Annotated in this window: 11 protein-coding genes; 8 read left to right on the top strand and 3 right to left on the bottom strand. The window is 71.8% G+C overall.

All coding sequences use genetic code 11. From position 1 onward, the window contains the following. Positions 1–106 precede the first annotated feature (106 nt). Positions 107–1,624, top strand: coding sequence for an MFS transporter (locus IEY82_RS34905; RefSeq protein ID WP_189128554.1), 1,518 nt, complete (start codon positions 107–109; stop codon positions 1,622–1,624). Here the strand turns inward: IEY82_RS34905 and IEY82_RS34900 are convergent. Beyond that, positions 1,621–2,016, bottom strand: a complete 396-nt coding sequence (locus IEY82_RS34900) for a cold-shock protein (protein WP_189128553.1) — start codon at positions 2,014–2,016, stop codon at positions 1,621–1,623. The genes IEY82_RS34905 and IEY82_RS34900 overlap by 4 nt on opposite strands. A gap of 91 nt (positions 2,017–2,107) precedes the next feature. After that, entirely contained in the window at positions 2,108–2,725 is a 618-nt protein-coding gene (locus IEY82_RS34895) for an HAD family hydrolase (protein WP_189128592.1), read from the bottom strand. Between the two features lie 243 nt (positions 2,726–2,968). On the opposite strand from IEY82_RS34895, the gene IEY82_RS34890 reads away from it, so the two are divergent. From IEY82_RS34890 to IEY82_RS34870, 5 genes are all read left to right on the top strand, one after another. Continuing rightward, on the top strand, positions 2,969–3,604 hold the full coding sequence (locus tag IEY82_RS34890; RefSeq protein WP_225264084.1) for a TetR/AcrR family transcriptional regulator: 636 nt from the start codon (positions 2,969–2,971) through the stop codon (positions 3,602–3,604). Positions 3,605–3,759: 155 nt separating this feature from the next. Next, on the top strand, positions 3,760–6,093 hold the full coding sequence (locus tag IEY82_RS34885; protein WP_189128552.1) for a helicase-associated domain-containing protein: 2,334 nt from the start codon (positions 3,760–3,762) through the stop codon (positions 6,091–6,093). 81 nt (positions 6,094–6,174) lie between these two features. Beyond that, positions 6,175–7,662 (top strand): AMP-binding protein, encoded by a 1,488-nt coding sequence (locus IEY82_RS34880; RefSeq protein ID WP_189128551.1) that lies wholly within the window; start codon positions 6,175–6,177, stop codon positions 7,660–7,662. A gap of 78 nt (positions 7,663–7,740) precedes the next feature. Further along, complete coding sequence (locus IEY82_RS34875) at positions 7,741–8,112, top strand: DUF4190 domain-containing protein (protein WP_189128550.1); 372 nt, start codon at positions 7,741–7,743, stop codon at positions 8,110–8,112. A 63-nt stretch (positions 8,113–8,175) separates the two neighbouring features. Beyond that, positions 8,176–9,828, top strand: a complete 1,653-nt coding sequence (locus IEY82_RS34870; protein WP_189128549.1) for a DNA repair helicase XPB — start codon at positions 8,176–8,178, stop codon at positions 9,826–9,828. Positions 9,829–10,026: 198 nt separating this feature from the next. Here IEY82_RS34870 and IEY82_RS34865 read toward each other — a convergent pair whose 3' ends face one another. Next, positions 10,027–10,371, bottom strand: coding sequence for a hypothetical protein (locus IEY82_RS34865; protein ID WP_189128548.1), 345 nt, complete (start codon positions 10,369–10,371; stop codon positions 10,027–10,029). 113 nt (positions 10,372–10,484) lie between these two features. Between IEY82_RS34865 and IEY82_RS34860 the strand changes: the two genes are divergently transcribed. Together IEY82_RS34860 and IEY82_RS34855 are read left to right on the top strand one after the other, a co-directional pair. After that, positions 10,485–12,497 (top strand): HelD family protein, encoded by a 2,013-nt coding sequence (locus IEY82_RS34860; protein WP_189128547.1) that lies wholly within the window; start codon positions 10,485–10,487, stop codon positions 12,495–12,497. 90 nt (positions 12,498–12,587) lie between these two features. Then, positions 12,588–13,118, top strand: a complete 531-nt coding sequence (locus tag IEY82_RS34855; RefSeq protein ID WP_225264086.1) for a YbhB/YbcL family Raf kinase inhibitor-like protein — start codon at positions 12,588–12,590, stop codon at positions 13,116–13,118. The last annotated feature ends 316 nt before the right edge of the window (positions 13,119–13,434 follow it).

The raw sequence follows: 13,434 nt of genomic DNA, 5'->3' as shown, positions 1-13,434 counted from the left end.
GTGCTGTTCGCTCACACTTTCATTCTCACCCATGCCCGGACCCGCCGACACCCACAGTGCCCATCCGGCGCCGAGTCCGATCTCCGATCGGGTAAGACTTGTATGCGTGGAGGGTGGGTGGGACAAGACGCGCGACATCTCGCGACGCCTCGGCCGCGGCGTCGCCGATGCCGGTCGCGCGACCGTCCGCGCCGGCCGGGCCACCGTCGGCGGCGGCGTGCGCGCAGGTCAGGCCACCGCCAGGGGCGCCCGCAATGTCGGCAGGGCCGCCCGCCGGCTGACCCACGCCAACGGCGCCGACCGCACCGGCCTCGGCCGGCTGATCGAGCTCACCGCCGGCCACAGCGCGGGCGACGCGCTGGTCACGGTCGCGCTCGCGAGCACCGTCTTCTTCGGGTTGCCCGTGGGCGAGGCCCGCGGCCCCGTCGCGCTCTACCTGGTCATCACGATGCTGCCGTTCGCGCTGCTGGCGCCGTTCGTGGGGCCGATCCTCGACCGGTTCCGGTCCGGCCGCCGCTACGTCATGGCCGGCACGCTGTTCGGCCGGGGCCTGCTCTGCTTCGCGATGGCCGCCGCCGTGGGGCCGGGCGACCTGGTGACGCTGTTCGCCGGGGCGCTGGGCGTGCTGGTGCTGTCCAAGGCGTACAACGTGTCACGCGCGGCGATCATGCCGAGTGTCCTGCCCGCCGACATCACGCTGGTCTCCGCCAACGCGCGGGTCGCGCTGTTCTCGCTCGTCTCGGCCGGGGTGCTGGTGCCCGTGGGGGCGGGCCTGGCCGCCTGGCTGGGCAGCGCCACGCTGTTGCGCATCGCGATGGTCGTGTTCCTCCTGGTCGGGGTCTTCGCCGTACGCCTGCCGCGGCACGTCGACTCGCCCGACCTGGAGGAGGAGGCCGAGGAGGGCCGGCCGCCGCGCTGGCGCACCCTGCTCAACGTGGGCCCCACGGTCGCCGAGGCGGTCTGGGCCAACGTGGCGATCCGGCTGTTCTCCGGTTTTCTGCTGTTCTTCCTGTTGTTCCTGGTGCAGGACAAGGGGGTGCCGTGGCTGGCTCCGCCCGACCCGTTCTTCGACGTGCCCAGGACGATCGCGCTGCTCGCGGCGGCCGCCGGGCTGGGCGGCCTGGTCGGCGCGGTGGTCGCCAACTGGACGCGCAACCACTCGCCGCAGCTGATCGTGCTGCTCACGCTGACCTTCACCGGTCTGACGACGATCGCGACCGCCGTGTTCTTCGGCCTGTGGACGGCGGTGCTGATCTCGGTCGTCACCGCGTTCGCCCAGGAGCTGGGCAAGCTGGCGCTCGACGCGATCGTGCAGCGCGAGATCGGCGAGGAGGTGCGCTCGTCCACCTTCGGCGTGGTCGAGGCGCTGCTGCAGCTGGCCTGGGTGTTCGGCGGGCTGGTCGGGCTGGTGCTGTCGCTCGCCCAGAACAGCGTGGCCGGGCTGGTCACGCTGGCCGTGGCGCTGACCGCGGCGCTCGCCTGGCTGATCGTCCGCCGGCGTCAGCGCATCCGCGCGGCCAACCGGCGCCACCACGCCGACCTGTCCGGCAGGCACGCCGGCCTGCCGGACAACCGCGGTGACACCATGGACCCCACCAAGCCGCTGACCAACCCCAACGCCTAGGCGTCGAGGTCGTCGGCGACGGCCCGCAGCACCTGCGCGATCTTCTTGGCGTGGACGGGGTCGGGCTGCTTGCCCCGCTGGTAGGACGTCGAGACCCCGTCGAGGAGCTTGATCAGGTCCTCGACGATGACGACCATCTCGTCCGGCTTCTTGCGCTTGCCCTTGGGCTTCGCCTTGGCCAGCGTCGGCGGCTGCTCGAGGATCCTGACCGAGAGGGCCTGCTGGCCGCGCCGGCCCTCCGCCACGCCGAACTCGACCTTCTGGCCAGGCTTGAGTGGCCCGGCACCGGCAGGCAGCGCGGAGGAATGCACGAAAACCTCACCGCCGTCGTCACGGGTGAGGAAGCCGAACCCCTTGTCGGCGTCGTACCACTTGACCTTGCCACTCGGCACAGGAGGGACCTCGTTCAAACAGTCGAAAAGGATGAATGGATGTAGGTTATGCCCCGCAGCGCTCCAGGGCGACCGGGTAATTGACGGACAATTACCCGACTTCGTGCGGAGACCGCCAGCCCGCGAACCAACTGGCGAATTGGGTCAGGTCGGTCAGTGCCACATCCGTTCCGTGAGCACGTAGTTCCTCCACCGTGTACGGGCCGGTCGCGACCGTGACGCTGACCGCGCCCCCGGCCCGCGCCGCCTCGATGTCCGCGACATGGTCACCAACATAGGCGGCGGCGCCGAAGCGCGCGAGTGCCGAGCCTTTCGCGGCTCCGAAGACCGAACCGACGACCTCGTCGACCTCGAAACCGAGCGTCATGACCGTGCTGGTCGCGTCTCTGAGGTTCTTGCCGGTCACGACGATGACCTTGCCGCCCCCGGCGCGTACGAACTCGATGGCTTCGCGCGCTCCCGCCATGGCGGTGTGCGCCGGCACGGCCACCTCCGGATAGATCTCCCTGAACAGGGTGGCCGCGGCCGGGATCGCCTCGGCCGGCAGCCAGTTGGCCAACTCGTGTTCCAGCGGCGGCCCGAGCCTGGTGATGATCGCCTTGCTGTCGATGGGCACGCCCAGCCGGGCCGCGACCTCGTCGTAGACCGCGGCGATGCCCGATCGCGTGTCCGCCAATGTCATGTCCAGATCGAAACCCACCGAAGTCATCACAGATCGCAGGATGCCAAACCTCCGGGAGTCACGCGTAACGGCGCTTGTTGTGGGACCGTTCGGAATGGGCAGAAAGGAATTACTTATCGGGAGCCGCGCCGGTCTGGTCGCCCGTCGGCACGGTCGCGGCAGGGGCGAACCAGCGCACCGTGCCACGACGACTACGCTCCTAACGGAGGTGTCACGCAGGACATGACCAGATCGTCAGGCGCAGGAGCTCGGTCCGAGAGGGCTCGCAACGTGCCGACCAGGACCGGCACGACCATGACCACCCGCGAGCGCATCATCGACGAGGCGCTGCGGCTGTTCGCCGAGCGAGGCTACTCCGCGACGTCCGTGGCCGAGATCGAGGCCGCGGCCGGGCTCTCTCCCGGCGCGGGCGGGCTCTACCGGCACTTCAAGTCGAAGTACGAGGTGCTCGCCGCGGTGATCAACGAGCACGCCGCGCGCACCCGCATCCAGGTGGCCGAGAGCCTGGCCGAGCTGGGCGACATGGAGACCTCCACCGACCTGGAGGCGCGGCTTTCGCGCGTGTGCCGCGCCGGGCTGGCCAAGGTGCGCGAGGAGTCCGAGCTGACCAGGGTGTTCTTCCGCGACCTGAGCCAGTTCCCCGAGCTGGTCACGATCGTGCGCGAGGGGCTGCTGCAGCCCATGTTCGACGCCATCACCACCTGGTTCCGCGCCCAGCCCGAATATCGCGACGCCGAGATCGACTGGAACGGCATCTCCGCCGTGCTGGGCGGCTCGGTCGTGCACTACCGGCTCTTCCAGGAGACCGTCGGCGAGTCTCCCGGCCGCACCGAGAAGGACCAGTTCGTCGACGCGTGGGTACGGCTGGCGGTCGGCCTGCTGCCCAGCCCGGCTCCGGTCGGCTGACGCCGGGCAGGCGGTAGGCCGGCCCGGGCACGCCGAGCCCGATCAGCCGATCGCGCACCGCCCAGCCCCAGCTCAACAGGACGAGCACGACCGGTCCGCTCGCTCGATCGCGTGAGCCATGCTGCCTCGATCGGGAGGGACATACCATGGCAACGATGGAGTTCACGGAGTGGATCAGGGGGCGCACCGACGAGCAGCTGCGGGCGCTCGTCTCCGCGCGTCCTGAGCTGATCACCCCGGTGCCCGCCCACCTTGAGGGCCTCGCCTCACGGGCGGGCAGTCCTTCTGCGATCGCCAGGGTGCTCGACCGGCTCGACCGCTTCACGCTGGCCGTCGTCGAGACGCTGGCCGTACGAACCGAGCCCATGACCAGGTCCGGGCTGGCCGGCCTGCTCGGCCGCGCGCTCACCGGCGCAGAGCCGGAGCCCGCTCTGTCGGTCGCGCTCGACCGGCTGCGTGACCTGGCGCTCGTGTACGGCCCCGACGACGGGCTGGACCTGGCCCCCGGTGTCCGCAAGGCGCTCGACGACCCCGCCGGGCTCGGGCCGCCCGCCGCCGAGGTGTTCCGGCACCACCCGCCCGAGCAGCTCGACGAGATGGCCGACGAGATCGCGCCCGGCACTCCGGGCACCGGCAGGGAACGCCTGGCCGCGGCCCTGGCCGAGCCTGGCCGGCTGATCGCCGAGGTGTCCGACGAGGCCCGGGCGGCGCTCGACCAGCTCGCCTGGGGGCCGCCGACGGGCCGGGTGCCCAACGCCCGGCGCGAGGTGCGTCTCGGCTCCGCCCGTTCGCCGATCGAGCAGTTGCTGGCCCGCGGGCTGCTGGCGGCCACGGGTGAGGAGAGCGTGGCGCTGCCCCGCGAGGTCGGCCTGCACCTGCGTCAGGGCCGGGTGCACCGCGACCTGCTGCCCGTGCCTCCCGCGCTGGAGGGCGCCACACGCGATCCCAGGCTGGCCGATGCGACGGCGGCGGGGCAGGCGTTCGCGTTCGTCCGGGCGGTCGAGGAGCTGTGCGAGCGGTGGAGCGTCGAGCCGCCGGGCGTGCTGCGCACCGGCGGGCTGGGCGTGCGCGACATGAAGCGCACCGCGACCGAGCTCGACCTGCCCGACTGGGCGGCGGCGCTGGTCGTGGAGGTGGCCCACGCGGCCGGGCTGGTCGCCGCGGGCGGCGGCGTCGACGGCGAATGGCTGCCGACCAACGGCTACGACCTGTGGCGGGTCAGGGCGACGGCCGACCGGTGGGTGGCGCTGGCGCGCGCCTGGCTGCACATGGACCGCGTCCCCGGGCTGGTCGGCGAGCGTGACGAGCGCGACCGCCCGCTCAACGCCCTGCACACCGATCTGCGCAGGTCCTCGATGCCCGCGGTGCGCGCGGCGACGCTGGGCGTGCTCGCCTCGGCCCCCGGCCTCGCACCGACCCGCGACTCCGTGCTCGACCGGTTGGCCTGGGAGCGGCCACGCCGCCGCGGCCCGCTGCGCGAGCAGCTCACCGAGTTCGCGCTGCGCGAGGCCGAGCAGCTCGGCTTCACCGGGCTCGGCGTGCTGTCCGGTCACGCGCGGGCGCTGCTCGCCGGCGACGACGCCGCCGCCGCGCTCGCGCCGCTGCTGCCCGAGCCCGTCGACCACGTGCTGCTCCAGGCCGACCTCACCGCCGTCGCGCCGGGCCCGCTGACCAGCGGGCTCAACCGCTGGATGACGCTGGCCGCCGACGTCGAGTCCAAGGGCACCGCGACCGTCTACCGGTTCAGCGACGGTTCCATCCGGCGCGCCCTCGACGCCGGGCAGGGCGGCGACGAGCTGCTCTCCATGCTGGAGCGCCACTCCGCCACTCCGGTGCCGCAGGCGCTGTCCTACCTGGTCACCGACGTGGCCCGGCGGCACGGCCGGATCCGGGTCGGCACCGCCAGCGCCTACGTACGCTGCGACGACCCGGCCCTGCTCGACCAGATCACCGCCGACCGCCGCTCGGCCGCGCTGCGGCTGCGCCGGCTGGCCCCGACCGTCATCGCCTCCCGCACCCCCAGGGCCACGCTGGTCGACTCGCTGCGCGCGATGGGCTACGCGCCGGTGGCCGAGTCGATCGACGGCGACGTGATCATCTCCCAGCTCGACAGCAGGCGCGTCGAGGCGCTGCCCGCCGCCCGGGTGGTCTCCTCCGCCAACGGCCTCGACCCCGAGGTGGCGACCGCGGCCGTGCGGGCGCTGCGGGCCGGCGACGCCGCCCACCTGGCCCGGCGCGAGCCGGTCGAGGCTCCAGGCGGCAGCGTCCCGCGAGGCCCGGCGACGGCCACGATCTCGGCTCTGCAGGACGCGATCAGGCAGGGCGTGCGGGTGTGGATCGGCTACCTCGACTCCCAGGGCAACGCCACCTCCCGCATCCTGGAGCCGGCCAGGATGGAGGGCGGCTACCTGACGGCCTACGACGAGACGAGGGCCGCCGTGCACCGCTTCGCCCTGCATCGCATCACCGGGGTCGCCGGCCTGTCTTGACGTCCCGCGGTGATCAGGCAAGGTTTGGATCAGGTACGGGCGCGGAGAGGCCGCCCGGGTCGGGCCGGCGGAGGAGACGTCGTGAGCGAGCTGACGCTGGGCCGGTTGGCCGAGGAGTCCTGGAGCAGGTTCGACGACTTCGACTCGGTGTTCTACGACGGGGTCTGGCATCGCAGCCACGCCTTGGCCGAGCGGGCGCGCCGGGTGTGCGGCGGGATCGTCGAGGCGGGGATCCGGCCGGGCGACCGGGTCGTGGTGATGATGGCCAACTCTCCCGAGGTGCCGCTGATCTACCAGGCGCTCTGGGCGGCCGGCGCGGTGGTGACGCCGGTGGTGTTCCTCGTGGGGGCCGAGGAGCTGCGTCACATCCTGACCGACAGCGGCGCCGCGGCGATCGTGACCTCGCCGGAGCTGGTGCCCACGGTCGAGGCGGCCCTGGCCGGCGGTCCCGGCGTCCCGGTCTTCGTCGACACGGGCGAGCTGGAGCGGGCCGCCGAGCACGGGCCCGTGCCGCGTGACCCCGCCGACCTGGCCGCGCTGATGTACACCGGCGGCACCACCGGCAAGGCCAAGGGCGTCATGCTCAGCCATCACGGGCTGTGGCAGGTGGCCAAGGACTCCTACGCGATGTCCCACCAGGAGGGCATGGACCGCGCGATCGTGCCGGTGCCGCTCTCGCACGCGTACGGGCTGATCGTCACGATCGCCGGGATGCACGCGACCGTGCCGCAGCAGGCGGTGCTGATGCGCTGGTTCGATCCCCAGGTGTTCCTCACGCTGGCCGCCGAGCAGCGCGTGCGCTACGGCACGGTGGTGCCCGCCATGCTGCAGATGCTGCTGGCCGAGCCCCTGGAGCGGCATCCGCTGCCCGACCTGGCCTTCCTGACCTGCGGGGCGGCGCCGCTCGGCCGCGAGGTGCTGGAGGAGTTCGAGCGCCGGATGCCGGGCGTGCAGATCCTCGAGGGCTACGGCATGACCGAGACCAGCGCCGTCACCACCTTCAACCCGCCGGGCCGGCGCCGGGTGGGCAGCGTCGGGCTGCCGCTGCCCGGCTACAAGGTGACGATCCGCGACTCCTCCGGCGACGAGGCCGAGCCCGGCGACCCGGGCGAGATCTGCGTCGCGGGCGACTCGCTGATGCTCGGCTACTGGGGCGAGCACGCCGCCGACCCGGAGGGCACCACGATGACCGGCGGCGAGCTGCGCACCGGCGACATCGGCTGCCTGGACGACGACGGCTACCTCTACGTCGTCGACCGGAAGAAGGACCTGATCATCCGGGGCGGGTTCAACGTGTTCCCGCGTGACGTCGAGGACGCGCTCAACACCCATCCCGACGTGCTGATGTCGGGCGTCGTCGGCCGTCCCGACCCGCGCGTCGGCGAGGAGGTCGTGGCGTTCGTGCAGCTCAGGCCGGATGTCACCGTAGCCGCCGAGGAGCTGATCGAGTGGGCCCGCGACCGGGTGGGCCGGGTGAAGTATCCCCGCGAGATCACGTTCGTCGACTCGATCCCGGTCACCAGCGTGCTCAAGCTCGACCGCAAGGCCCTGCGGTCGCGGCTGGGCTGATCGACTCCGGCCAAGGAGCGATCTCGACCGAACGCGTGCTTATTCCGTGATAAATGTTGACCGTCAGGAGGTGAACACGTGAACCAGGATCCGCCCGGTGACTATCCGTACCAGCCCTACGGGGCGCCGTACGGACAGCAGCCACCTCCCTACTACGGTCAGGACTACGGCTACGGGCCGCCGCCGCGACCCCACTCCGAGGGGCCGAGGGCCCAGGCGATCGTCGCGCTCGTGCTCAACCTTCTCGCCATCGTCTCCTGCTGCAACATCCTCGCCATTCCCGGCGCCGTGCTCTCGGGGATGGCGCTCGGCCGCACCACCACCGAGCCCGAGGCGGCCCGTGGGATGCTCGTGTGGAGCTGGGTCCTGTTCGCCACGGGTTTCGTGCTGACGATCGCCACGTTCCTCTTCCTCGGTTTCAACGGCTATTTCGACGAAGAGCCCAGCTGATTGCCTGTTCGGGGACTGTTCTTGCCCTCGGATGTGTTGGATAGGCGTCAACCGTTTGAAGGGATGTCAGTGAACGACGGCCCGCTCATCGTCCAGTCGGACAAGACGCTGCTCCTCGAAGTCGACCACGAGAAGGCCGACGAGTGCCGCAAGGCGATCGCGCCGTTCGCCGAGTTGGAGCGCGCGCCCGAGCACGTCCACACCTACCGTGTCACTCCGCTCGCGCTGTGGAACGCGCGAGCCGCCGGCCACGACGCCGAGCAGGTCGTCGACGCGCTGATCAGCTTCAGCCGCTACCCGGTGCCCCACGCGCTGCTCGTGGACGTGGCCGAGACCATGGCCAGGTACGGCCGGCTCAAGCTGGAGAAGGACCCCGTCAACGGCCTGGTCCTGACCTCCACCGACCGGGCCGTGCTCGAAGAGGTGCTGCGGTCCAAGAAGATCCAGCCGATGCTGGGCGAGCGCCTGACCGCCGACTCGGTCATCGTGCACCCGAGCGACCGGGGCAACGTCAAGCAGGCGCTGCTCAAGCTGGGCTGGCCGGCCGAGGACCTGGCCGGCTACGTCGACGGCGAGCACCACCCGATCGAGCTGGCCGAGAACGGCTGGAACCTGCGGCCCTACCAGCAGGAGGCGGCCGACGCGTTCTGGCACGGCGGCTCCGGCGTGGTCGTGCTCCCCTGCGGCGCCGGCAAGACGATCGTCGGAGCGGCGGCCATGGCCCATGCCAGGGCCACCACGCTGATCCTGGTGACCAACACGGTGAGCGCCCACCAGTGGAAGCAGGAGCTGATCAAGCGCACCTCGCTCACCGAGGACGAGATCGGCGAATACTCGGGCACGAAGAAGGAGATCCGCCCGGTCACCATCGCCACCTACCAGGTGATGACGACCAGGCGTAAGGGCGTCTACAGCCACCTGGAGCTGTTCGACGCGCGCGACTGGGGCCTGATCGTCTACGACGAGGTGCACCTGCTGCCCGCGCCGATCTTCCGGATGACCGCCGATCTGCAGGCCCGCCGCCGGGTGGGCCTGACCGCGACGCTGGTGCGCGAGGACGGCCGCGAGGGCGACGTGTTCTCGCTGATCGGTCCCAAGCGCTACGACGCGCCCTGGAAGGAGATGGAGAACCAGGGCTGGATCGCGCCCGCCGACTGCGTGGAGGTCCGCGTCACCCTCAGCGACGAGGAACGGCTGGCCTACGCGATGGCCGAGTCCGAGGAGCGCTACCGGTTCTGCGCCACCACGCCGTCCAAGACCCACGTCACCGAGGCGCTGGTCCGCCGTCACCTGGGCGAGCAGGTGCTGGTCATCGGCCAGTACATCGACCAGCTCGACGAGCTGGGCGAGCACCTCAACGCGCCGGTCATCAAGGGCGAGACCAGGGTCAAGGAGCGGGAGCGCCTCTACCAGGCCTTCCGCGACAAGGAGATCCAGGTGCTGGTCGTCTCCAAGGTGGCCAACTTCTCCATCGACCTGCCGGAGGCCGCGGTGGCCATCCAGGTGTCGGGCACGTTCGGGTCACGCCAGGAGGAGGCGCAGCGGCTCGGGCGGGTGCTGCGGCCCAAGGCCGACGGCGGCGGGGCGCGCTTCTACACGGTGGTGAGCAGGGACACGGTCGACCAGGAGTTCGCGGCGCACCGGCAGAGGTTTCTGGCGGAGCAGGGTTACGCCTATCAGATCATCGACGCCGACGACGTGCTCGGCGGGGTGTGAGGCCCGGCCGCTCATCCTCGGAGCGGCCAGGCACCGGCATTCGTGTCACGTCCACGAGACTCCGCGGGCCGTCGACAATCGAACCACCCCCCTCACCTGCGTACTGTTGCCGCCGCAATCAACCGCCCAGCGACATACCCTCATGATCCGACAAATCCACCTGATATGCCCGAATGTTTCGGTTTTATCGGCCAGTTCTCAGGTTCGCGCAATGGCGAGCAGACCGCCGACGAAGAGCACTCCTTCGGCCGCGATCCAGGCGGCCAGGCCGGCGCCCATGAACCAGGTGAACACGCGTGGATCCTGCCTGGCCCGCGGGGCCAGCCAGGCACCGGCCGTACAACAGGCGGCCAGCACGGCGAACAGCCCCGACACCGCCGAGACCGAGCCGAGCCGCCGCGCGCAACCCGCCGCCGGCTCGCCCCCCGCGCAGAACGCCTCCAACCCCCAGCCCGCGAACACCGACAGCCCCCAGAGTGACGCGAGCAGAAGACTCGCGATGGTGGGAATGATCGGCGAGAAGCCCAGGTGGACGCGTCCCACGCCCTGCCTGTACCCCGGCTAAATGCTGTGGAAGCCTGCCCGGCCGACGACTAAAATGGCCTGCTCGCTACCTCTACCACCTCCGTCCACTCTCACCTGGGAGGCCCTTCCGCATGCCCGCACACCAGTTGGCACCCGACATACCCTCCGACCTACCCTCCGTCGTGCTCGCCGCCGAACAGGCGCACCTGGCCGACTCCAGGGCCGCGCTGCGGGCGATGCGCGCGCACGCCCAGTCGCTGTCGGCCGACGCGGCGGGCGACTGGGTCTCGCAGCAGATCCTCCAGTCGCTGCTCGACCAGCGGGTGGCCGCCCTGGCCGACCACCCCGACACGCCGCTGTTCTTCGGCCGCCTCGACCGCTCCGCCGACGACGACCTGCCGGGCACCATCTACGTCGGCCGCCGCCACGTGCACGACGGCGCCAGCCGTCCGCTGGTCATCGACTGGCGCGCCCCGGTGTCCCGCGCCTTCTACCAGGCCAGCCCCGCCCAGCCGATGGACGTCGTACGTCGGCGCCGGTTCGGCTACCACGGCGGCCGGCTGACCGCGTACGAGGACGAGCCGCTGGCCGAGGGCGGCGAGATCGGCCCGTCCCGGATCCTCACCGAGGAGATCGAACGCCCGCGCACCGGCCCGATGCGCGACATCGTGGCCACGATCCAGCCCGACCAGGACGAGATCGTCCGCTCCGGCCTGGCGCAGACCGTGTGCGTGCAGGGCGCGCCCGGCACCGGCAAGACCGCGGTCGGGCTGCACCGGGCCGCCTACCTCCTCTTCACCCACCGCGAGCGGCTGGCCAGGTCGGGCGTGATGATCGTCGGCCCCAACCGCGCCTTCCTGTCCTACATCTCCTCCGTGCTCCCCGCACTGGGCGAGGTCAAGGTCGACCAGACGACGGTCCCGGGCCTGCTCGGCGAGCACGCCGCGCCGGAGGACCCCTCGGTGTCGGCGATCAAGGGCGACGCGCGGATGGCCGCGGTCCTCGACCGCGCGCTCTGGCTGCACATCGTCAAGCCCGAAGAGGGCCTGGTGTTCAGCAAGGGCGCCTACCGCCACCGCGTCGCCGACCACGAGGTGCGCGAGATCGTCGCCTCGCTGCGCGGCACCACCCGCTACGGCCCCGGCCGGGCGGCCCTGGCCCAGCGGCTGGCCCACCAGGTGCTGGTCCGCATGGAGCAGCGCGGCGAGTCGCCCGACGACCGGGTGCAGGACGCCGTGGCCAGGTCCAGGCCGGTCAAGCAGCTCGTCGACGCGGTCTGGCCCAAGCTGGCGCCCGAGCAGGTGCTCCACCGCCTGCTGTCCGACCCTGAGTTCCTGGCCAAGGCCGCGCGGAACGACCTGACGCCCGACGAGCAGCGGTCACTGCTCTGGCCGAAGCCGCCCCGGGGATGGCGGTCCGCGAAGTGGTCGGCGGCCGACGCCGCGCTGCTCGACGAGCTCGGCGACCTGATCGAACGCACCCCGTCGCTCGGCCACCTGATCGTGGACGAGGCCCAGGACCTGTCGGAGATGCAGCTGCGCGCGCTCGGCCGCCGCTGCCGCAACGGCTCGGCGACCGTCCTCGGCGACCTCGCGCAGGGCACCACGCCCTGGTCGACCAGCTCCTGGGAGACCGTGCTCAAGCACCTCGGCCAGCCGGAGGGCGAGGTCACCGAGCTGACGCTCGGCTTCCGCGTGCCGCGCGAGGTGCTCGACTTCGCCGCCCGCCTGCTCCCCTCGATCGCCCCGGGCCTGGCCCCGCCGCGTTCGCTGCGCCCCGGCGCGGGCTCCCTCACCGTACGGCCGGCCGTCGACGTGGTCACGGCGGCCCGCGAGGCGCTCGACCGCGAGGGCTCCATCGGCGTCATCGTGCCCGACGCCATGACCGGCCGGGTGTCCGAGGCGCTGACCGGCCTCCCCCACGCCGTCCTCGGGCCCGACTCGACCGAGGAGCACCGGCTGCTCGTCATCCCGGCCACGCTGGCCAAGGGCCTGGAGTACGACCACGTGATCGTGGTGGAGCCGGCCGACATCGTCGAGGCGGAGCCGCGCGGCCTGGCCCGGCTCTACGTGGTGCTCACCCGAGCGGTCACCTCGCTCACCGTCCTGCACGACCGGCCGCTGCCGGCCCACCTGGCCTCCTGACCGGGCTGAGGTGCGAGTCCACCTGGCCTCCTGGCGAGGCCGGGAGCCGGTCTTAGGATGACGAAGAGGATCTCACCCAAGGAGGATGCCGTGCCCGCACCGCTTCCGTACGAATACCTGCCGTCGGTTCCCGCCCTCGTGGTCGAGAGCGACGACATCACCGACGGGGAGAGGCTGGGCGATCTCCACGTCTTCAACGACTGGGGCATGACCGGCCAGAACCTGTCGCCCGCCCTGCGCTGGTCGGGCGCCCCCGAGGGCACCCGGGGCTACGCCGTCACCTGTTTCGACCCCGACGCGCCCACCGGCAGCGGGTTCTGGCACTGGGTGTTGTTCGACGTGCCGGCCTCGGTGACCGGGCTGCCCACCGGGGCGGGCACCGGGCCTGAGTTCAAGGGCCTGCCCGAGGGCGCCCAGCACGCCCGCAATGACTACAACCGCAAGGAGTACGGCGGTGCCGCGCCCCCGCCCGGCACCCCTCACCGCTACGTCTTCGCCGTCCACGCCCTGGGCGTCGACAAGCTGGGCGTCGACAGCGACACGAGCCCGGCGGTCGTCGGCTTCAACATCACCGCCAACACCCTCGCCCGCGGCCTCATCGTCCCCCACTTCGGGGTGTGATGTAGGCAGGGGTGCCCGTCAGGGCCATCCAGACGGCCGGCAAGGCGCCGTTGCGGCGGGGCGGCAGGATGCGGGTCAGCGGGCGTCTCCCTGGAGGCCCTCAGCCACGTGCGGCGGGTGGGCCCTCCTTGGCGGTGCCGTAAAGGAGGGAGAAACACAAGGGCGGCCGGACCAATGTGGTCGGGCCGCCCTGGTGATGGACGAGCTGGCTCAGAAGTCCATGTCGCCGCCGCCGGGCATGGCGGGAGCGGCAGGGTTCTTCTCGGGCTTCTCGGCGATGACGGCCTCGGTGGTGAGGAAGAGCGCCGCGATGGAG

It is taken from the genome of Nonomuraea cavernae, assembly GCF_014646355.1.
In the GTDB taxonomy this organism is placed as follows: Bacteria; Actinomycetota; Actinomycetes; order Streptosporangiales; family Streptosporangiaceae; genus Nonomuraea; species Nonomuraea cavernae.
This window is presented reverse-complemented; position numbering and strand designations above follow the sequence as displayed.

Excerpts from the sequence above, each read along its gene's own strand:
- IEY82_RS34895 (WP_189128592.1), bottom strand. The coding sequence starts at position 2,725 with ATGACTTCGGTGGGTTTCGATCTGGACATGACATTGGCGGACACGCGA.
- IEY82_RS34860 (WP_189128547.1), top strand. The coding sequence starts at position 10,485 with ATGCCCGCACACCAGTTGGCACCCGACATACCCTCCGACCTACCCTCC.
- IEY82_RS34885 (WP_189128552.1), top strand. The coding sequence starts at position 3,760 with ATGGAGTTCACGGAGTGGATCAGGGGGCGCACCGACGAGCAGCTGCGG.
- IEY82_RS34870 (WP_189128549.1), top strand. The coding sequence starts at position 8,176 with ATGTCAGTGAACGACGGCCCGCTCATCGTCCAGTCGGACAAGACGCTG.